General features: G+C 72.9%; 19 protein-coding genes. 1 reads left to right on the top strand and 18 read right to left on the bottom strand.

Annotated features, from left to right (window positions below):
* Positions 1–120 precede the first annotated feature (120 nt).
* The 16 genes from alc to uraD all read right to left on the bottom strand — a co-directional run bounded on the left by alc (position 121) and on the right by uraD (position 16844).
* Complete coding sequence (gene alc / locus QP089_RS44230) at positions 121–1101, bottom strand: allantoicase (protein ID WP_285920575.1); 981 nt, start codon at positions 1099–1101, stop codon at positions 121–123.
* Entirely contained in the window at positions 1098–2429 is a 1332-nt protein-coding gene (allB, locus tag QP089_RS44225) for an allantoinase AllB (RefSeq protein WP_285920574.1), read from the bottom strand. Before allB ends, alc begins: the two co-directional genes overlap by 4 nt.
* Positions 2402–3541, bottom strand: a complete 1140-nt coding sequence (locus tag QP089_RS44220) for a glycerate kinase (protein WP_285920573.1) — start codon at positions 3539–3541, stop codon at positions 2402–2404. The genes allB and QP089_RS44220 overlap by 28 nt, the downstream gene beginning before the upstream one ends.
* Before the next feature lie 23 nt (positions 3542–3564).
* On the bottom strand, positions 3565–5280 hold the full coding sequence (gene gcl, locus QP089_RS44215) for a glyoxylate carboligase (protein WP_285920572.1): 1716 nt from the start codon (positions 5278–5280) through the stop codon (positions 3565–3567).
* Positions 5281–5299: 19 nt separating this feature from the next.
* Positions 5300–6208 carry a 2-hydroxy-3-oxopropionate reductase gene (locus QP089_RS44210; protein ID WP_285920571.1) on the bottom strand — a complete coding sequence of 303 codons (909 nt, stop codon included), beginning with the start codon at positions 6206–6208 and terminating at the stop codon, positions 5300–5302.
* Positions 6205–7008, bottom strand: a complete 804-nt coding sequence (locus QP089_RS44205) for a hydroxypyruvate isomerase family protein (RefSeq protein WP_285920570.1) — start codon at positions 7006–7008, stop codon at positions 6205–6207. The genes QP089_RS44210 and QP089_RS44205 overlap by 4 nt, the downstream gene beginning before the upstream one ends.
* A complete protein-coding gene (locus tag QP089_RS44200) occupies positions 7008–7394 on the bottom strand; it encodes an allophanate hydrolase-related protein (protein WP_353070688.1) in 387 nt (128 codons plus the stop codon). Before QP089_RS44200 ends, QP089_RS44205 begins: the two co-directional genes overlap by 1 nt.
* 14 nt (positions 7395–7408) lie before the next feature.
* Positions 7409–8491 carry an XdhC family protein gene (locus QP089_RS44195; RefSeq protein ID WP_285920567.1) on the bottom strand — a complete coding sequence of 361 codons (1083 nt, stop codon included), beginning with the start codon at positions 8489–8491 and terminating at the stop codon, positions 7409–7411.
* A 13-nt stretch (positions 8492–8504) separates the two neighbouring features.
* Positions 8505–9947, bottom strand: coding sequence for an NCS2 family permease (locus tag QP089_RS44190; protein WP_285920566.1), 1443 nt, complete (start codon positions 9945–9947; stop codon positions 8505–8507).
* A 178-nt stretch (positions 9948–10125) separates the two neighbouring features.
* Entirely contained in the window at positions 10126–12444 is a 2319-nt protein-coding gene (pucD, locus tag QP089_RS44185) for a xanthine dehydrogenase subunit D (RefSeq protein ID WP_285920565.1), read from the bottom strand.
* Positions 12445–13797 carry an 8-oxoguanine deaminase gene (locus QP089_RS44180; RefSeq protein WP_285920564.1) on the bottom strand — a complete coding sequence of 451 codons (1353 nt, stop codon included), beginning with the start codon at positions 13795–13797 and terminating at the stop codon, positions 12445–12447.
* The gene (locus QP089_RS44175) at positions 13794–14279 is read right to left on the bottom strand and encodes a (2Fe-2S)-binding protein (protein ID WP_285920563.1); all 486 of its coding nucleotides are present in this window, start codon (positions 14277–14279) and stop codon (positions 13794–13796) included. The genes QP089_RS44180 and QP089_RS44175 overlap by 4 nt, the downstream gene beginning before the upstream one ends.
* Complete coding sequence (locus QP089_RS44170; RefSeq protein ID WP_285920562.1) at positions 14279–15151, bottom strand: FAD binding domain-containing protein; 873 nt, start codon at positions 15149–15151, stop codon at positions 14279–14281. The genes QP089_RS44175 and QP089_RS44170 overlap by 1 nt, the downstream gene beginning before the upstream one ends.
* A gap of 13 nt (positions 15152–15164) precedes the next feature.
* A complete protein-coding gene (gene pucL / locus QP089_RS44165; protein WP_285920560.1) occupies positions 15165–16031 on the bottom strand; it encodes a factor-independent urate hydroxylase in 867 nt (288 codons plus the stop codon).
* A 4-nt stretch (positions 16032–16035) separates the two neighbouring features.
* Positions 16036–16350, bottom strand: coding sequence for a hydroxyisourate hydrolase (uraH, locus tag QP089_RS44160; RefSeq protein WP_285920559.1), 315 nt, complete (start codon positions 16348–16350; stop codon positions 16036–16038).
* On the bottom strand, positions 16347–16844 hold the full coding sequence (gene uraD, locus QP089_RS44155) for a 2-oxo-4-hydroxy-4-carboxy-5-ureidoimidazoline decarboxylase (RefSeq protein WP_285920558.1): 498 nt from the start codon (positions 16842–16844) through the stop codon (positions 16347–16349). The genes uraH and uraD overlap by 4 nt, the downstream gene beginning before the upstream one ends.
* Before the next feature lie 174 nt (positions 16845–17018).
* Here uraD and QP089_RS44150 point away from each other — a divergent pair, with 174 nt between their 5' ends.
* Positions 17019–18539 carry a PucR family transcriptional regulator gene (locus tag QP089_RS44150; protein WP_285920557.1) on the top strand — a complete coding sequence of 507 codons (1521 nt, stop codon included), beginning with the start codon at positions 17019–17021 and terminating at the stop codon, positions 18537–18539.
* Here the strand turns inward: QP089_RS44150 and QP089_RS44145 are convergent.
* Positions 18536–19603 (bottom strand): DUF4037 domain-containing protein, encoded by a 1068-nt coding sequence (locus tag QP089_RS44145; RefSeq protein WP_285920556.1) that lies wholly within the window; start codon positions 19601–19603, stop codon positions 18536–18538. The two genes, QP089_RS44150 and QP089_RS44145, sit on opposite strands and share 4 nt — an antisense overlap.
* A gap of 48 nt (positions 19604–19651) precedes the next feature.
* Positions 19652–20569, bottom strand: coding sequence for an alpha/beta fold hydrolase (locus tag QP089_RS44140; RefSeq protein ID WP_285920555.1), 918 nt, complete (start codon positions 20567–20569; stop codon positions 19652–19654).
* Between the last annotated feature and the right edge of the window lie 255 nt (positions 20570–20824).

Raw genomic sequence — 20824 nt, 5'->3', positions numbered from 1 at the left:
AGCTACTTTGCGATCACCATTGCATGTCGTGACTATCGAATGACTCGGCGTGTTAACTGCGTCACATTGTGTTGCCAAATTGGCAGTTATAAGGACAGTTCTGGGCGTTGCAAGGACGAATCAGGCATTTATTTGCAAAGACGTCCAGCGGGTTTTGAGGGTTTGTTCGGCGGTGGGGGTCAGGGGGCCCCATAGGCGGAGGCGGGCTATGCCGCCGTCGGGGTAGATGTTCACGCGGACGTGGTCGATCTCGGGGGTTTCGAGGCGGAAGCGGTGGCGGGCGTCGGGTTGGAGGCGGGTGCGCGGGAGGAGGGGGGTGCCGTCGGCGGTGGTGAGAGAGACCTCGGCGGGGGCGTTGAATTTCAGGTTGGTTGTGTCTATCTCGGCCATGTGGATGGTGCCGGGGGCGGCGAGGCGGATGAGGGCCCATTCGTTGCCGGGTTCGCGGCGGCGGGCCGTTTCCCAGCCTTCGGCCTGGTTGCGGGCGAGGCCGGGGAACAGCATGTTGTCGGGCGACGAATAGAACATGTTCGAGCATTCGACGACGCGGGCGCCGTTCTCCAGCGCGGCCAGGTCGACGGTGAGGCCGGTGAGAAATGCCGGGTTCGGGACGACGTCGCCGTGCACGTGCAGGCGGGCGATGCCGCCGTCCGGGAACATGTTCAGCCGGACGTGGGTGAAGAGGCGTTCGACGTGCACGGGAAAAGCGTGCGCGGCGTCGCCCTTCAGCGGGCTTTTCGGGACGATCTCCACCCAGTCGGCGCCGGAGAGGTCGGTGGGGTGGCCGTCCACCGCGCAGGCCTCGACGGAGGCGTGGGGCGGGTAGTTGCCCTTGAACCAGGCGGTGTCGATGACGACGCCGCGGATCACGCCGGGCAGGCCGAGCCGGACGAGCGCCCAGTCGTGGCCGGGTTCGCGGCGGCGGCGGGTCTCCCAGCCGTCGTACTCCTGGCCTTTCGGGCCGAACGTCTCGGGGCGGAAGGCCGGCGCCCACGGGTTGATCAGGTTCTCCTTCTCCTCGAAGGACTCGTCGCTGGCGGCCATGACCGAGCCGCCGAGGGTGCGGACGGCGAGGTCGGGAAGGGCCGTGAAGCCGCTCAAGGGGTCTCCTTTCGGGTCAGCATGCGTCCGGACGGGGTGCCGTTGACGGGGGTGCCGCGCAGCCAGGTCGTCCGGACGGTCCCGGTGAGCGTGCGGCCTTCGTAGGGGGTGACGGGGTGGCGGTGGCGGAGCCGGGCCGGGTCGACGGTGAAGGGCAAGTCGGGGTCGAACGCGACGAGGTCGGCGTCGCCGCCGACGGTGATGCGGCCCTTGCCGGGGACGGCGGCGAGCGCGGCGGGCGCCTCGGCCATCCAGCGGACGACCGCCGAGAGGTCGTGCCCGCGCGCGCGGGCGGCCGTCCAGACGGCGGGCAGGCCGAGTTGGAGGGAGGAGATCCCGCCCCAGGCGGTGGCGAAGTCGCCCTGCTTGAGGTCGGGCGTGGACGGCGAGTGGTCGCTGACCACGCAGGAGATGACGCCGGAGGCGAGTCCCTCCCAGAGCGCGTCGCGGTTCAAGGGGTCGCGGATCGGCGGGCAGCACTTGTAGGCCGGCCCGCTGGCTTCGGCCGCGGTGAGGGTCAGGTAGTGGGGGCAGGTCTCGGCGGTGATCGGAAGGCCGTCCGACTGCGCCTTGGCGAGCGGGTCGAGGCAGTCCGCAGCGGACAGGTGCAGGATGTGGGCGCGCACACCGGTCTCCTCGGCGAGCCGGATGACCTGCTCCACGGCGCGGCGTTCGGCGGAGGGCGGACGCGACGCCAAAAACGCCGCATATCCCCCATCGGCCGGGGTGGTGAGCGCGGACGGGTCCTCGGCGTGGACGATGACGAGCCCGCCGAAAGCGGCGATCTCGTGGAACGCCGCGCGCATCTGGTCGGCGTCCAGCGGCGGGAACTCGGGCACGCCGGAGTCGGACGCGAAGCACTTGAACCCGAACACGCCCGCGTCGTGCAGCGGCCGCAGCGACGGCAGGTTCCCGGGCACCGCGCCGCCCCAGAACCCGACGTCCACGTGCAGTTTCCCGGACGCGGCGGCGCGCTTGACCGCGAGCGCTCCGGCCGACACGGTGGGCGGCAGCGAGTTCAGCGGCATGTCGATCAGGGTGGTGACGCCTCCGGCCGCCGCGGCGGCGGTCGCGGTCGCGAAGCCCTCCCATTCGGTGCGGCCCGGTTCGTTGATGTGGACGTGGGTGTCGACCAGTCCGGGCAGCAGCGCCGTGGAGCCGAGGTCGAGGTCGGACGCGGCGGGCAGCTCCGCCGAATACGCACCGATCTCCGCGATGCGCCCGTCCGCGACGGCGACGGCGGCGGGGCGCTCGCCGTCCGGCAGGACGGCCCGCCGGGACCGGATCACCAGGTCGTACGTCACGCGGCTCCTCCCAGCGCGGGCCATTCGCGGCCGATGCGTTCGGCCAGCCGTTCGAGGAGCGGGCCGGCCTCGGCCATGCACCGCTCCGGGTCGGGTTCGAGGTCGGTGAGGGCGTGCGCCTGCTGGAGGCGGGCCTTGCGGAGCTGCTCGCCGGTGAGCGCGCACCGTCCGGCGACGGCGATCGCCGGGACGCCGTGCCGGGCGGCGGCGCGCGCGACGCCGATCGGCGCCTTGCCGCGCAGCGACTGCCGGTCCAGCGACCCTTCACCGGTGATCACCAGCCGGGCGCCGGCGACGCGGGCGGGGAAGCCGAGCAGGTCGAGCAGGTAGGCGATGCCGGGACGGACGGTGGCGCCAAGGAACGCCATCGCGCCGAACCCCGTGCCGCCCGCCGCGCCCGCGCCCGGACGGGCCGCCGCGTACGCGCCGAGGTCGCGGCGGGCGGCCTCGTCCAGCCGGGCGAGGCCGCGTTCCAGGGACCGGACGTCCGCCGCGGACGCGCCCTTCTGCGGCGCGAACACCGCGGCGGCGCCGTCCGGACCGAGGAGGCGGTTGTCGACGTCGCTCGCCACGACGACCGTCACGCCGCGCAGCCGGGACGGCAGGCCGCCCGGGTCGATCGAGGCGAGCGAGCGCAGCGCCCCGCCGCCGGGCGGCAGCGGGGCGCCGGACGCGTCGAGGAACCGGGCGCCGAGCGCGGCGGCCATCCCGGTCCCGCCGTCGGTGCAGGCGCTGCCGCCGAGCCCGAGGACGATCCGGGTCGCGCCGCCGTCGATCGCCGCGCCGATCAGCTCGCCGGTCCCCCGGCTGGACGCCTCCAGCGGCGCCGGGGTCCCGCCGGGCAGCCGCCGCAGCCCGGACGCCTCGGCCAGCTCGACCACCGCCGTCCGGTCGCGGACGGCGTAGGACGCGGCGACCGGCCGCCCGGTCGGCCCGGACACCTCCGCGCGGACCTCGGTGAACCCGCAGGCCACGGCCGCCTCGACGGTGCCGTCCCCGCCGTCGGCGACGGGCAGCAGCGCGAGGGGCACGTCCGGGCGCGCCCGCGCGAGCCCGGCCGCGACGTGCCCGGCGACCTCGGCGGCGGTCAGCGAGCCCTTGAACTTGTCGGGCGCGATCAGCACGTGTCCCCGCACGCATGCCTCCTCTCCAGAACGGGTTACGGGACGGGTTCGTACTCGCGGACGTCGTCGATCCGCACGCCGTTGGCGGTGTCGGCCTCCCGTTCGATCATGATCTCGACGAGGACGGGCCGGGAGGTGCGGGCGGCCTCCTTGCGCGCCCACTCCAGCGCGGGCCGGACGTCACCGGGCTCCAGCACCCGGCGGCCGGCGCACCCGTACGCCTCCATGATCTTGACGTTGTCGGTGCCGTGCTCGTCGTAGCGGATGTCGACCTCGTAGTTCATGGCGTAGCCGCCGTGGTCCTCCGCCAGCCGGATCAGCCCGAGGTACTCGTTGTTCAGCATGATCAGCACGAACGGGACGTCGTACTGCGCGGCCACCGCCAGCTCCTCCACGAGGAACTGGAACGAGTAGTCGCCGACGATCCCGACGACCTCGGCCTCCGGTTCGGTGCGGGCGAGGGCCGTCTTCACGCCGATCGCCGCCGGGATCTCCCAGCCGAGCGGCCCGGCCTGCCCGCACACCTGGTAGTGCCGGGGCTTGGCCGCCTTCTGGTGCTGGCCGCCCCAGATCTGGTACAGCCCGATCGCGGTGACGAAGTAGGTGTCCGGCCCGTAGAACTCGTTGATCTCCTTGTAGACGCGGGGCGCCTTGATCGGGACGTCGTCGAAGTCCTCGCGCCGGGTCAGCGTGGCCTTCAGCTCCCGGATCCGCGCGACCCACTCCCCCGCCGGACGGACCGCGCCGCGCTCGCGCGCCAGGTCGGTGATCGCGCGCAGGAACAGCCGGGTGTCGGACACGATCCCGAGGTCGGGCCCGAACACCTTCCCGATCTGGGTGGGCTCGATGTCGACGTGGATGAACGTCCGCCCCTCGCGGTAGACGTCGAGCTGTCCGGTGTGGCGGTCGCCGAACCGGGCGCCCAGCGCCAGGACCAGGTCCGATTCGAGGAACGAGGCGTTGCCGTACCGCTGCGACGTCTGCACACCGGTCATACCGGCATAGAGCGGATGGTCCTCGTCCATCGCGCCCTTGCCCATCAGCGTGGCCTGGACGGGGACCTGCAGCAGCTCGGCCAGCTCCACCAGCTCGGCGTGCGCGTCGGCGAGGATCACGCCGCCGCCCGCCAGGATCAGCGGGCGTTCCGCCGCGAGCAGCAGGTCGAGGGCCTTCTCGACGCGCGGCCGGTGCGGTTCGGCCTTCGCGACCGGCAGCGGCGCGTCGATCGAGGCGTCCCACTCGATCAGCTGCTTCTGCACGTCGATCGGCAGGTCGATCAGGACGGGCCCGGGGCGGCCGCTGCGCGCGATCCGGAACGCCTCCCGGAAGATCCACGGCGCCTGCGCGGCCTCCTTCACCTGCACCGCCCACTTGGTGACGGGCTCGGCGATCGACACGATGTCGACGGCCTGGAACGCCTCCTGGTGCAGCTTGTCCGACGCGGCCTGCCCGGTGATGCACAGGATCGGGACGGAGTCGGCGTGCGCGGTGTACAGGCCGGTGATCATGTTGGTGCCGGCCGGCCCGGAGGTGCCGATCGCGACGCCGACGCCACCGGTCGTGCGCGACCAGCCGTCGGCCATGTGCGTGGCGCCCTCCTCGTGCCGGACGATCAGGTGCGCGATCCCGCCGTCCTCCTCCATCGCCTTGTAGAGCGGCAGGATCGCGGCGCCGGGGCAGCCGTAGGCGACGTCCACGCCCTCGGACTTCAGGACCTCGACCACCGCCCGCATGACGGGAATCTTCGGCATGTCTGGTGTTCCCTTCGGGTCAGGCGGCGGTGGTGCCGGAAGCCGTGTCGGTTGCTCTGCCGGAGAGGTCCTCGACGACCTTCAGCAGCGCGGAGTGGTCGAGGGAGCCGTAGCCGCGGGCGCGGGCGGCGGCGATGAGCTGGGCGACCATGCCCGTCATCGGCAGCGACACCTCGGCGGAGCGGGCGGCCGCGGTGGCGATGCCCATGTCCTTGTGGTGCAGGTCGATGCGGAAGCCGGGAGCGAACTCGCGGTCCAGCATGGATTCGCGCTTGAGGTCGAGGATGCGGCTGGCGGCGAGCCCGCCGGCGATCACGTCGATCCCGGCGCGGGCGTCCACCCCCGCCGCCTCCATCAGCACGATCGCCTCGGCGACCAGCGCGTACGTGCCGCCGACGATCAGCTGGTTGGCGGCCTTGACGTACTGGCCCGCGCCGCTGCCGCCGACCCGCGCGGCGGTCTTCCCGAGCGCCTCGAAGACCGGTGCGGCGGCGGCGACGTCCGCCTCGTCCCCGCCGACCATGATCGACAGGACGGCGTCCTCCGCGCCCTTCTCGCCGCCGCTGACCGGCGCGTCCAGCACCCGCAGCCCGCGCTCCCGCCCCGCCTCGGCGACCCTGATCGACGTCTCGGGGCGGATCGTGGAGAAGTCGATGCACAGCGTGCCGGGCGCGGCGTTCTCCAGGACGCCGTCCGGGCCGAAGTACACGGCCTCGACGTGCTCGTCCTGCGGCAGCATCGTGACGACGACCTCCGCGCCCGCGACCGCGCCCGGCACCCCGGACGCCGCCGACCCGCCCGCGGCGACCAGCGCCTCCACGCCCTTCGGCGCGACGTCGTAGCCGGTCACGTCGTGGCCCGCGCGGACCAGGTGGGCCGCCATCGGCGCGCCCATGATGCCCAGCCCGATGAATCCGATCTTGCTCATGTGCGGTGGTTCTCCATCCATGCGAAGTCCGGCTGCGGGTCCACGTACTCCAGTGCGATGCGGCCGCGGTAGCCGATCTCGTCGAGGAGCGCGAGCAGCGCGCCGAAGTCGATGCCGCCGGTGCCGGGACGGCCGCGGCCGGGCGCGTCGGCGATCTGCACGTGGCCGATGTCGGCGGCGTGCTGCCGGGCGGCCTTCTCCAGGTCGTCGCCGTTGCTGACCAGGTGGAACGTGTCGAACAGGAGCTTGACGTTCTCCGCCCCGGCCGCGCGGGCGCGCTCCACGACCGCCATCGCGTCGGCGGCGGTCTCCAGCGGGTAGGCGCCGTTCAGGCCGCGCGCGAGCGGCTCGATCAGCAGCGTCCCGCCGAACGCGCCGACCTTGCGGGCGGCGAAGGCGAGATTCTGGTCGGCCACGCGGTCCTGCTCGGACGCGGCGACGCCGTCGAGGCGCTGCCCGTAGAGCGCGTTGAACGCCCGGACGCCCGTCCGCTCGGCGATGCGCGCGGTGACGTCCACGCTCCCGCGGAACTCGGTGGCGCGCGCCGGGTCCGACAGCACGCCCCGCTCACCCGCCGGCATGTCGCCCGCGTACAGGTTCAGGCCGATGAGCTGGACGCCCGCGTCCTCGATGGCCTGGCAGAACGCGTCCTCCTCCGACGCGGACGGCACGGGCACGCCCGGCCACGGCCACCAGAACTCGACCGCGTCGAACCCGGCGTCCTTCGCGGCGGCGGGCCGCTCCAGCAGCGGCAGGTCGGTGAACAGGATCGAGCAGTTGACGGCCCACATGCGGCTCATCACGCCGCCTCCTTCGAACTCTGGTAGCTCTGCCAGCTGCCATGTTCGGTGATGTCGGTCAGCCCGACATAGGAGGTGTACGGCCGGCGCAGCAGCATGGCGAGCGCCGACGACCCGTCGTCCAGCTCGATCACGCCGAGCTCCAGCTCGGGCGGCTCGGCGGGCAGCAGCCGGTCGCGCAGCACGTCCAGGGTCACCTCGTACACCTCGCCGGCGACGCGGGTGCCGCCGTGCGCGACGGGCGACAGGGCCGGGCAGCGGTCCCCGACCGAGTAGAAGCGATAGCGGGGCGCGGTGCCGGTGGACGCGACGAGCGGCGCCCCGTCCAGCAGGTGATGCAGCGGTCCCCCGCGCATCGCGCCTCCGTTGAGGAATATGGGTGGCACGTCCTCTCCTCCGTTCACTGGGCCGCCGCGACGGCGGCCCGGTCGTGGTGGATCGGCCCGTTGATCTGCCCGAGGGGCAGCGCGGTGCCGTCGCGGCGCGCGGCGGTGAACTCCGCCGCGATCGCCAGCGCGGTCTCCTCCGGGGTGCGGGCCCCGAGGTCGAGCCCGATCGGGGAGCGCAGCCGCGCCAGCTCCCGGTCGGACAGCCCGGCCGCGCGCAGCCGGGCGAGCCTGTCGTGATGGGTGCGCCGCGACCCCATCGCCCCGACGTAGGCGACGGGCAGCCGCAGCGCGACCTTCAGCAGCGGGACGTCGAACTTGGCGTCGTGGGTCAGCACGCACACGACCGTCCGGCCGTCGAGCGCGCCGCGTTCCGCCTCGGCGGCGAGGCGGCGGTGCGGCCAGTCGACGATCACCTCGTCGGCGCCGGGGAAGCGGGCCGGGGTGGCGAAGACGGGCCGCGCGTCGCAGACCGTCACGCGGTAGCCGAGGACGCTGCCCTGCCGCGCGAGCGCCGCCGCGTGGTCGATCGCGCCGAAGACGAGCAGCCGCGGTGGCGGTGCGTAGCTGTGGACGAACGCCTCCACGGCGTCCCGGCACCGCACCGAGATGATCCCGGTCTTGCCCGCGTCGAGCATGGCGCGGGCCTCAGCGACCACGGCCCGGTCGATGTCGGCGCGTCCGGTGGTGCCGGTGTGGTGGGTCGGATGGACGGCCAGGACGCCCGATCCGTCCATCAGGTGGGCGAACGCCACCTGGTCGTCACGCGTGAGCGCCGACGCGGGGAACGGCCCCGGCCCGACGAGTACCTCGACCGTCCCGCCGCAGGTCAGGCCGACGGCGAACGCGTCGTCGTCGCTGTAGCCGAACGTCTCGCGGACGGTCTCGCCGGTGTCGAGGGCCATACGGCACAGCTCGTACACCGCGCTCTCGACGCAGCCGCCGGACACGCTCCCGACGGCCTCACCGTCGGCGGACACGGCCATCGCCGCGCCCGGCGCGCGCGGCGCGCTGCCCCGCACCGACACCACGACGGCGACGGCGTACCGGACCCCGGCGTCGTTCCAGGCGGCGAGCCGGTCGGCGATCTCACGCATGAACGGACCTCACTTAAATACCTAGGGCTTCCTGGATCGGGTGCAGGGCGAAGTAGGCGACGAAGATCAACGACAGCGGGTACAGCAGCCAGTGGATCTCCGCGAACTTGCCCCGCGCGACCTTGAGCAGGGTGTAGGCGAGCACGCCGGCGGCGACGCCGACCGTGATCGAGTACGTGAACGGCATGAGCACGACGGTGAGGAAGGCCGGGATCGCGATCTCCATGTCGGCCCAGTCGATCTTGCGGGAGTGCGCCATCATCAGCGCGCCGACCAGGACGAGGGCGGGCGCGGCGGCGCCGACCGGGACGACCCCGGCGAGCGGCGTCAGGAAGATCAGCGCGGTGAGCAGCAGGCCGGTGACCACGCTGGCGAGGCCGGTGCGGGCGCCCTCGGCGACGCCGGCCGCCGACTCCACGACCGCGGTGTTCGCCGAGCCGTTGACGCCGCCGCCGATGATCGCCCCGAACCCGTCCACGGTGAGGATGCGGCTGAGCCCGGGCAGTTTCCCGTTCTCGTCGGTCATCCCGGCCTCCTCGCAGACGCCGAGGATCGTCCCCATCGCGTCGAAGAACCCGGACAGCACCAGCGTGAACAGCACGACGGTCGCGGTGACGACCCCGGCCCGGCCGAACCCGCCGAACAGGTCGACCTTGAACATCAGCCCGAAGTCGGGGGTCGCGACGATCGAGTGCGGCAGCTTCGGCTCGACCGCGCCCCACGTCTTCGGGTCCACCTTCGCGACCTTGTCGACGATGACGGCGAACACGGTCGCGGCGACGATGCCGATCAGGATCGCGCCCGGAACCCTGCGGATGAACAGCACGAGCGTCAGCACGAGGCCGGCGCAGAACACCAGCACCGGCCAGCCGACGAGCTGCCCGAACACGCCGAGCTGGACGGGCGTGGACGCGGTGCCGTGGTGGCCGACGAACCCGGCGTCCACCAGGCCGATCAGCGCGATGAACGCGCCGATGCCAACGCCGATCGCCTGCTTGAGCGCCAGCGGGATCGCGTCCATGATCAGCTGCCGGATCCCGGTGACCGCGAACAGCACGATCACCACGCCCTCCAGCACGACCAGGCCCATCGCCTGCGGCCAGGTCATGTGCGGCGCGGCCTGGAACACCACGATCGGGGTGACGCCGAGCCCGGCCGCCATCGCCAGCGGCGCGTTGCCGACCAGGCCCATCAGCAGCGTGCTCAGCCCGGCCGACAGCGCGACCATCGTGGTGAGCTGCGCGGGGTCCAGGGTGGCGCCGGTGGCGTCCTTCGCGTCACCGATGATCAGCGGGATGAGGATGACCAGGTAGGCCATCGCGACGAAGGTGGTGAGCCCGCCGCGCACCTCGCGGGCGACGGTGGTGCCCCGCCCGCGCAGGTCGAAGAACCGGTCGAGCGCGGAACGGTCGGGGGCGGACGGCTTCTCCGGAAGCCTCTCCTGGGTCTCGGTCACGGTTCGTGCCCTCTCTCCGGGGTCCGGGGTCGCCGCCCCCGGGCAAGCACGGGGGCGTGATCGACTACCGGCGCGGCCCTGCGGGCCGTCCGTGCTGGTCGATCAAGGTGCGGTTGTGGGGTGGATGCCTGCGCCGTCCCCCGAGAACGGAGCGCGGGCCGCCCCTGTTGATCAATCGCTAGCCGGAGGTCGCCTCGGTGACGATGTGCTCCGGTCGAACCGGCACTCGGGTGAGCGCTCTGCCCGTGGCGTCGCGGACGGCGGCGACGATCGCGGGCGTGGAGGAGAGCGTGGGTGGCTCTCCGGCGCCGCGGAGCCCGTATGGGGCGTCCGGGTCGGGGTTCTCGAGGATGTCGAGCCGCATCGGCGGCATGTCGAGGACGGTCGGGATGAGGTAGTCGGTGAAGGACGGGTTGCGGACGAGGCCGCCGGACACGACGATCTCCTCCATCACGGCGAGGCCGAGGCCCTGCGCGGAGCCGCCGTGGATCTGGCCCTCCAGCGACAGCCGGTTGAGGATCTTCCCCACGTCCTGGACGGCGGCCAGCTCGACCACCTTGACCAGGCCGAGGTCGACGTCGACGTCCACGACGGCGCGGTGCACGCACAGGGCGAGCTGGGTGTGGGTGACGCCCTGGCCGGTGACGGGGTCCATGCCGGTGGTGGGCCGGTGGTGGAACTCCCGGGTCTCCTCGATGGCGTCGTCGCCGAGGACGTCCTCGATGCTGCCGAGCACCCCGGCCGCCCGCGAGACGATCTTCCCGCCGATCGCGGAGAGGTCGTCGTGGCCGTACCGGCGGGCGGCGCGCGCGAGCAGCTCGGCGCGGACGGCCTCGCAGGCGGTCTTGACGGCGCCGCCGGACATGTACGACTGGCGGGACGCGCTGGACGAGCCGGCGTCGCCGACCCGGTTGTCCGCCGGGGCGATGGTGACCTTCTGGACGCCCAGCTCCGTCCGCGCGACCTGCGCCTGGACGGTGACGAGCCCCTGCCCGACCTCGGCGGCTGCGGTGTGCACGAGCGCGGTCGGCTCGCCGCCGATGACCTCCAGCCGGACGCGGGCGGTGGACAGGTCGTCGAAGCCCTCGGAGAAGCAGATGTTCTTGATCCCGACGCCGTAGCCGACGCCGCGCACCACGCCCTCGCCGTGGGTGGTCTGGGACGCGCCGCCCGGCAGGTTCCGGATGTCGGACGCGTCGCAGGCGGGCGGCATCGGCATGGCCTCCAGCCGGGTCAGCATCTCCGCCAGCGGCGCCGGCGACTCGATGACCTGGCCGGTCGCGAGCTTCGAGCCCTGCGAGACGGCGTTGCGGCGGCGGATCTCGACCGGGCTCAGCCCGCAGGCCGTGCCGAGTTTGTCCATCATCGACTCGTAGGCGAAGCACGCCTGCACCGCGCCGAACCCGCGCATCGCGCCGCACGGCGGGTTGTTCGTGTAGACCCCGTACGCGTCGATCTTGATGTTGGGGATCTCGTACGGGCCGACGCCGAGCGACGCGGCGTTCCCGGTGACGTTCCGGGTGGACGAGGTGTACGCGCCGCCGTCCAGGATGATCTCGACGTCGGCGTAGACGAGCTTCCCGTCCGCCGTGGCGCCGTACTCGTACCGCATGGACGCGGGGTGCCGGTGGACGTGCCCGAAGAACGACTCGTACCGGTTGTACGACATCTTCACCGGTTTGCCGGTGTGCAGGGCGAGCATCGCGGCGTGGATCTGCACCGAGAGGTCCTCGCGGCCGCCGAACGCGCCGCCGACGCCGGCGAGGGTCATGTGCACCTGCGACTCGTCCAGGCCGAGGCAGGGCGCGATCTGCGACAGGTCGTTGTGCATCCACTGCGTGGAGACGTACAGGTCGACGCCGCCGTCCTCGGCGGGGATCGCCAGGCCGGCCTCCGGCCCGAGGAACGCCTGGTCCTGGATGCCGACCTCGAACTCCTCGGTCACGACGACCTCGGCCAGTGCGCGCGCGGCTTCCACGTCCCCGACGCGGACCGGCTGGTGCCGGGTGATGCCGCCGAGCGGCTGCACCTTCAGCCGCTCGGGGTCGGCGATCACAGCGCGCGGGTCGGTGATCGGCTCCAGCACCTCGTAGTCGACGGCGATGCGCTCCATCGCGCGGCGCGCGATCTCCGGGTGGTCGGCGGCGACGACCGCGATCGGCTCGCCCTGGTGCCGGACCTCCCCGATCGCGAGGACGGGCTGGTCCTCGGTGTGGTCCTCGCCGTACACCTTCTTGCCGGGGACGTCCTCGTGGGTGAGGACGGCGTGCACGCCCGGCGTCGCCAGCGCGGGGCCGATGTCGATCGACCGGATGCGGGCGCGGGGGTGCGGGCTGCGCAGCGTCGCGCCCCACAGCATCCCGTCCATCCACAGGTCGGACGCGTAGGCGAACTCGCCGGCGACCTTAAGGGTGCCGTCGGGGCGCAGCGGGCTGTCGCCGATGCCGCCGATGCCCGGCGCGACCACATGACCAGGGCTTTTCACAGGGGCCGCCATCTACAGGACCTCCTCCGCGAGTCGCATGAGGCGCCGGTGCGCGTCGGCGCCGCGCCGCCCGACCACGTCCTGCGGGACGGAGACGAGCGTGTCGCCGGCGACGATCGTCCGGCCGCCGACGAGCAGCCGCTCCAGCGGCGGGGTGCCGCCGAACGCGAACGCGACCACCGGGTCGTCGGCGGCGGCGTGGAAGCCGTCGACCCGCCACAGCGCGACGTCGGCGAGCTTGCCGGGTTCGAGCGTGCCGATCTCGTCCTCGCGGCCGAGGCAGCGGGCGCCGCCGAGCGTCGCCATCTCCAGCGCCTGCCGGGCGGTCAGCGCGGTCGGTCCGTACCGGGCGCGCTGCATGTAGACCGCCTGCCGGATCTCCCCGGCGAGCGGCACGAACTCCGCCGACGCCGACCCGTCCACGCCGATCCCGACCGTCGCGCCGGCCTCCAGCAGGTGCGAGACGCGGGCGATGCCCGCGCCGAGCCGGGCGTTGGAGCTCGGGCAGTGCGCGGTGCCGGTGCCCGTCTCGGCGAGCCGCTTGATGTCGGTGTCGTGCAGGTGGACGCAGTGCGCGAGCCACACGTCCGGGCCGAGCCAGCCGATCGAGTCCAGGTACTCGGTCGGGGTCATCCCGAACTGCTCGTTGGTGTGCTCCTCCTCGTCGAGCGTCTCGGCGAGGTGGGTGTGCAGCCGGACGCCCTTCTCGCGCGCCAGCTCCGCCGACCGGACGAGCAGGTCGCGGGTGACGGAGAACGGGGAGCACGGCGCGACCGAGATGCGCAGCATCGAGCCGAACGAGGCGTCGTGGTAGCGGTCGATCGCCGTCGCGGTCTCGGTGAGGATCGTGTCGAGGTCCTCGACGACCTCGTCCGGCGGGAGCCCGCCCTGCGACTCGCCGCGGTCCATCGAGCCGCGGCACGGCTGGAACCGGACGCCCAGCTCGGCGGCCGCCTCGATCTCGGCGGCGAACAGGTCGCCGCGCCCGCGCGGGAACAGGTAGTGGTGGTCGGACGAGGTGGTGCAGCCGGACTTGGCGAGCCACCCGAGTCCCGCGCTCGCCGCGCCCGCGACGACCTCGGCGTCCATCTTCGACCACGGCTTGTAGAGGGTGGTGAGCCACTCGAACAGCGTGCTGTCGGTGGCGAGGCCCTGGCTCGCCCACTGGTACAGGTGGTGGTGCGCGTTGACCAGGCCGGGGGTGGCGAGGCAGCCGGTCCCGTCGATCCGGTCGGCGCCCGCGATCTCCGGCGCGGGACCGGCGCCGACGGCGGTGATCCGGTCGCCCTCGATCACGAGGTGGCCGCCGGGGTGCTCGTCCCCGGACACGGTCACGACGTGCGCGTTCTCGATGATGGTCGTCACTTCAGTGCAGCCTTTCGCCGGGCCGCCAGCCGCACCGCGTCCAGGATCTTCTCGTAGCCGGTGCAGCGGCACAGGTTGCCGGCCAGCGCCTCGCGGATCTCGGCGTCGGACGGCGCGGGGTTGCGTTCGATCAGGTCGTGGGACTGGACGATCAGGCCGGGCGTGCAGAACCCGCACTGGACGGCGCCCGCCTCCACGAACGCCTGCTGGACGGGGTCGAGCCGCTCGTCACCGGGCTGCCCTTCGGCCAGGCCCTCGACGGTGCGGACCTCGCGTCCCTCGACCTGGCCCGCCGCTACGAGGCACGCGCAGGCCGGAACGCCGTCCAGGTAGACCGTGCAGGAGCCGCATTCGCCCTGCTCGCAGGCGTTCTTCGAGCCGGGGAGGCCCATCCGCTCCCGCAGCAGGTAGAGCAGGCTCTCGCCCTCCCACACATCGTCGACGGTCTCCTTCGAGCCGTTGACGGTGACGTTGACGCGCATCAGGAAGCCTCCCTTCGTACGGCGCGGTGCTCGTTCCATGCCCAGGCCAGCGTGCGTCGCGCCATCACCGCCAGCGCGTGCTTGCGGTAGTCGGCGGTGCCGCGCACGTCGTCGATCGGCGCGGCGGCCTCGCGGACCAGCTCGCCGAAGCGCTGTGCCGCCGACTCGGCGAGCGGGCCGCGGTTGTCCCAGTCGAGTTCGTTCGAGATGAACTCTTCGGCGGCGGTCGCGCGGCGGGGTGTCGGGGCGGCGGAGCCGACGCCCGTGCCGACGCGGCGCTCCTCCGGGTGCAGCGCGACCGCGAACGAGCAGACCGCGATCACCATCGCGTTCCGCGTGCCGATCTTGGAGAAGTACTGCGGGCCGGGCGCGGGAGCGGTCCAGATCGCGCGGATCAGCTCGTCCGGCTCCAGCGCGTTGCGCTTCACGCCCAGGTAGAACTCGGTCGCCGGGATCATCCGGACGCCGCGCTCCGCCGACTCCACCTCGATCACCGCGTCCCCCGCCAGCAGCGGCGGGTGGCTGTCGCCGGCGGGCGACGCGGCGCCGAGGTTGCCGCCGACCGAGCCGCGGTTGCGGATCTGCGGGGAGCCGACCGTCCGGGACGCCTGCGCGAGGCCCGGCAGCCGGTCCCCCAGCTCGCCGATCACCCGCACGTACGGGACGCCGGCGCCGATGCGCAGGCGGCCATCCGCCTCGTCCCACTCGGTCAGCTCGCGGACCCGGTTCAGGTCCAGCAGCGCCGCCGGCCGGTGCACGTCGAAGTTGATCTCCACCATGACGTCGGTGCCGCCCTGGATCGGCAGCGCCGCCGGCGTCGCGCGCTTTGCGGCCAGGGCGTCGGCCCAGGTCGCCGGGCGAAGGAACTCCATGTCGCCGCCTCCCTCAGTTCCAGGCGGACGGGGCGTCCGGGGCGTCGTCGGTGAGCACGGTGCCCTCGATCAGCCCGTACGGGCGGTCCGCCGCGAAGTAGACCTCGTGGTCGTTGTCCATTCCGAACGGCTCCAGATCGACCAGGAAGTGATGCTTGTTCGGCATCGACATCCGCACCTCGCACAGTTCCGGACGTTCCTCCAGCATCCGGCGGCCCATCGCGTAGAGCGTCTGCTGGAGCGACAGGCTGTGCGTCGTGGCGAACGCGTCGAGAAGCGCTTTGCGAGCGGCTGCGTAAGACTCGTCCCATTTCGAGTCGGTGCCGCGGTGCCGCCATTGCGCCGTTACGGCCGTCGCCAGGATCCGCTCGTTGGTCGGTTCCAGCGTCGTGAACTCGTCCTCGATGAAGCCGTGGAACTCGCTGCCGGTCGAGTTCAGGACGGTCAGGTCCTGGAGGCCGGAGACCACCGACTCGGCACCGTCGGAGCCGTCGCTGTGGACCACCGCCGTCCGCACTTCCGTGCCGCCTTTGACGAACGAGTGCGGGCCGGTGATGCGGTCCCACGCGTACTCCTCGAGCTGCACGCGGGCGTGGTGAATGGTCGGCTGCGAATCCACGAAATGGCGGGCCAGCAGCAGCCCGAACTCCTCCAGCTCCCCGATCCCGTACTTCTTCGCGAACGCGAACACGGTGTTCTTCTGCGTGTCGGTCGCCAGCACGGCGGCGTTGTCACCGGTCAGATGCACCTCGTCCATGTCGCCGGACAGGAACACCCCGACGTTCAGGTCCCGGATGCGGTGCGTCCCGCCGTCCCGGGTGACGCGGACGACGCGGACCTCCGCCTTCCCGTAGCGGTTGGGGCCGAGAACGATGGCCATCGGGTTAGCTCCCTCGGTAGGTCGAGTAGGCGAACGGGCTCAGCAGCAACGGGACGTGGTAGTGCCGCCCGGCGTCGTCGATCGTGAACGCGACGGTGACCTCCGGGAAGAAGTCGGACAGGCCGGCGGTGTCGAACGTCAGCCGGTGCGCTCCGGTGCCCGGCTCGGCGTCCCACTCCCCGATCCGGCCGTCGGCGTCGGTGCGGGCCTCGGCGATCGCCGTCCACGACCCGTCCGGCTCCCGCCGGTCGAGCCGCACCGCCACGCCCGCCGCCGGCAGGCCCTTCGCCGCGTCCAGCACGTGCGTCGACAGGCTCATCGCTTCCCCTCCCGTGGCTCCGCGGCGAGCTTCGCCAGCCGCAGGTCGACGATCTTCGCCAGCTCGGTGCGGACGACCGCCCGCTCGGCCTCGGCGTCGTTGCCCAGGCGGTCCCGCAGCGCGGCGAGCATCTCGGCGGCACTGAGGCCGGTCGCGCAGATGAGGAAGACGTGCCCGAACCGGTCCTCGTAGGCCCGGTTGCCCTCGACCAGCGCCGTCCGCAGCTCCGCGGCCGCCGCGTCCATCCCGGACTGCTCGCCCCGCGACCACGCCGCCTCCCGGCCCGCGTCCTTGATCCGGTCGCCGATGCGGGGATGCGCGGACAGCGCCTCCTCCACGTCCGCCCAGTCCAAGCCCGCGAGCGCCTTCGCAGACGCGGCCCGCAGCCCGGCGAGATCCGCGTAGGGCCGTCCGGCCGCGACCTCGGCCGCCCAGCGGCGGGACGCGCAGCACGCCAGCAGCCCGCCCTCCGTGACGTCGAGCCGTTCCCTCACCGGCACCTCCCTGTCTCCGTCATTGCCGCCAGTAGATACGGCAACCGGACCTCGGGTGAAGGGGCAGGACGTCCGAACTGTGACCCGCCTCACCCCGGTGTTTTCGTGCGTTGCTCCAATCGCGGCCGCGGGCCGTTGACAGCCGGGCCGGTGAACGATGGGTTAACTGGTCTAATGAAGCTGCGTGCGCTGCTCGCGATGCCGGAGCTGCGGCTGGAGGTGATCACCGGCGAGGACGAGCTGGACCGGGTGATCACCTGGGTCGTCACCACCGACCTGCTGGATCCCGGCCGGTACCTCGGCGGCGGGGAGCTGGTGCTGACCGGGCTGGTGTGGCGGTCCGAGCCGGCCGACTCCGAGGTGTTCGTCCGGGCGCTCGCCCGCGCCGGGGTGTCGGCGCTGGCGGCGTGGGACCTCGCCACCGGCACCATCCCCGGCGATCTCGTCGACGCGTGCCGGCGGCACCGGGTCCCGCTGTTCAAGGTGCCGGAGGACGTGGCGTTCGCGACCGTCACCGAGGAGGTCGTCCGGCACCTGTCCGGCGCCCGCGCCGCCGACCTGACCGCCGTGCTGGACCGGCACCGCCGGCTCGTCGCCGGGATGAGCGAGGGCGCGGGCCTCGGCGCCGTCCTCGACCTGGTCGGGCGCGACCTCGGGATGTGCTGCTGGGTGCTGACCGCCACCGGACGCGTCGTCGCCGGGCCGCCGGACGCCCCGGACGGCGCCGCGCTGGCGCGCGCGTTCCTGACCGCGCCGCGGCTGCCGCACCACCTGCCCGGGGCCGGCGTGTCGATCTTCCCGGTCGCCGAGGACACCACCTCGCGCGTCGCCGACTGGTTCGTCGCCTGCGAGGGCGACCACGCCGACTGGCCCGCCGAACGCCGCGCCCTCACCACCGAGCTCGCCGCGATCGCCGCGCTCGAACGGGCCCGGCTGGACGACCGGCTCAGCGTCGAGGGGCGGCTCGCCCAGGAGCTGGTCCGGCTGGTGGTGTCGGCGGCGGCCGCGGACGAGATCGTCCCGCGGCTGGAGCTGGCCGGGCTCGACCCGCACGCCCCCTACGTCGCGGTCGCGGCGGCCGGGCGCGGGACGCTGCGTCCCGGCGAGCTGCGGACCGTCCTCGGCGAGGTCATGCCGGTCCTGCGTCCCGTCGTGGGGCTGCTGGACGACGAGGCCATCGCGCTCCTGCCCGTCGCCGCGGAGGGCGGGCCCGACATCGCCGCCGCGATCCGGCAGGCGCTGGCCGCGCTCGCGCCGGGCCTCGCGGGCGCCGGGATCGCGGTCGGCGTCAGCGACGTCGTCGGCGCCGGCGAGCTGCGGGGCGCCGTCGACGAGGCCCGGTACGCGCGGCGGCTGGCGTCCGGGCGCAGCGACCCGGTCTGCGTCGTCCGGCACGACGAGCTGGCCACGCACGTGCTGCTGCTGGCGACCGTGCCCGACGACGTCCGGCAGATGTTCAAGGTGCGGCTGCTCGATCCGCTGCGCACGTACGACGAGGTCCACGGGGCCGACCTGATCCGGACGCTGGAGACGTTCCTGCAGAACTCCGGGTCGTGGACGCGGTGCGCCGAGCAGCTCCACCTGCACGTCAACTCCGTCCGGTACCGCATCCAGCGCATCCAGGACCTGACCGGCCGCGACCTGACCCGGCTGGAGGACCGCGTGGACTTCTTCCTCGCGCTCCGGCTGTCCTAGAGGCCGCGCGCCATCCAGGTGCGGTAGGCGACCTGGAGCGCGGCGCGGCGGTCGGCGTGGCCGAGGACGTCCACGCTGTCGACCCACTGCTCGACGGACCCGATGCCCGGCCGCAGCTCGGCGACCTCCGGGTCTTCGATGTCCGCGACGAGCCCGTCGGCGACGGCGGCGTCGATCATCCAATAGGGGCGGTCCCAGAACGGGGTGATCGCCTTCTCCGGTGCCGGCAGTCCGCGTTCGCGCTGGACGCGCAGGAGGATTTCGGCCGCTTCTGCCAGCGCCGCCTCCCTTTCCCGCTTGCCGTCCGCGGCGACGGCCGTGTCGAGCGGGCCCGCGAGGTCTCTTGCGACTGGCAGTTCCCTGAAGGCGGTACCGCGCCACTTTGCGTACGGCGCCCACGCGCCGGACAGCGTGAACGCCAGCCGCATCAGATCCTCGGCGACCCGCGCGGCGAGGATCCGGGAACCGGTCTCGTCGCCGCGCGCCGCCGTCCGGCCGACGACCGGCAGCCACTGGGACGCGCGCCGCCACCACGCCGCGAGGACGTACCGCTCGACGTCCGGCGGGTAGCGGCGGAGCGTCGCGCGGATCTGTGCCAGGGTCGAGGTCCCGTCCTCGAACACCGGCCCGGCGGTCACCTCCAGGACGCACTGGCCGACCAGGCACAGCCAGTCGAGGACCGACAGCCCGCCGGTCGGATCGACGCCCAGCCGCGACCGGCAGAACGCACCCACGGCCGAGACCTCCACCTTGTGGGACACGGTCTCGTCCCAGGTGACGGGGAACCGCACGGGGCGGCCGCGGTACCGGTCGGGCAGCTCCCGTTCGAGCATCGCGGTCACGTCCGGCGCCGCGTCCGCCTGCGGGTCGTCCAGCAGGAGCGTCAACCTGCAACCCCAGTCGTGGTCACGGCTCGTCGCGTCGTCGAACCCGAGCACGTCCGATCCCGAGCCGAGCCGCGCCGCCGCATACTTGAGGCCCGGGAAGTGCGCGTCCAGGAGCGGCCGGACGAGATCGCCGTAGTACGCGCGGGCCAGCTCCGCGCCGCCCAGATGACCGTCCACAGGGCCACCCCAACAGACTCGGCGGCGCTCCGGCCAACCGTTTTCAGGTCAGGACGTATGGCGGAGCAGCGCGGAGACCAGCACATCCCACGTCCGGCGAGGGATCTCATAACCGGTGCCCGGCAGGACGAGCAGCTCGGCGCGCGGGATCTCGGCGGCGAGCGCGCGCCCGTTGCCCAGCGGGAAGAACGGATCGTCCTCACCGTGGACCACCAGCGTCGGCGCCGCGATGGCCCCGAGCCGCTCACGCCAGCGCGGTCCGCAGTCGAGCGCGCCGAAGAGCCCCGCCATCTGGTCCGCGCGGTGAGCCGCGCCGGGATCGTCCGCGACTTCGGTGCGATCATGGATGCGCTCGACGTTCGCCCGCGCCTCCGCCTCGTCGAACCCGGCCCCGGCCATGCGGCGGGCGTTCTCCACCATGAACCCCACCACCGAGGCACGGTCGGTCCAGTCCACCGCGGGCGGATTCATGGCACGCGCCATCACCTCCGGCGCATGCTCCGGCAGATCCGGATCGCTCGGCCCGGGCGCGGTCGGCCGCGTGGCGATCAACGTCAACGTGGCGACGCGCCCGGGATGGTCGAGCGCGAGCAACTGCGCGACCCACCCACCAGGCCCGAACCCGACGACATGCGCCTTCGCCAGACCGTAGGCGTCCAGGATCCCGACCGCGTCGGAAACGAGCCCGCGCAACGTCCCGCCGCCGCTGTTTGGCTTTTCCGGCGAATCGGTCTCCGAGTCTGTGCCCGGGCTGACGGGCAGGCCGGGCGAGCCGGTGTCGGCGGACCGTCCGGTGCCGCGCAGGTCATAACGGATGACGAACCGCCGCAACGCCGCCAAGCGCCCGCAGAGGTCGTCCGGCCAGGTGAGCATCGTGTTGCCGACGAGAAGGACGGGCGCGTCGTCCTTCTCGCCGAAGGTCTCCACGCACAGCGCCGCTCCGTCGACCTCGATGAAGGACTCCATACCTGTTCAGACCGCGCTGAGGACGGAAACTCATCGCACCAGCGTGTGCCTGCCTGGTCGGCACACCCTAAGAACGTTCAGGAAGCCTGCGACCGTTTTGGCGAGGGCGTTCCTTGAGGGGCGTTCCTTCAGGGGTGTTCGGCTGAGCGGCAAGAAGGGTGTTCGGGCGGTGGGGTGGCGCTGGCGTACGGGGCCGCCCCTCCAAAGTCAAGGGCGCCTTCGGCGTCGCTTCGCGATGGACTTCGTCCACCCTTG

This window comes from Actinomadura opuntiae, assembly GCF_030283205.1.
Classification (GTDB): Bacteria; Actinomycetota; Actinomycetes; order Streptosporangiales; family Streptosporangiaceae; genus Spirillospora.
This window is presented reverse-complemented; position numbering and strand designations above follow the sequence as displayed.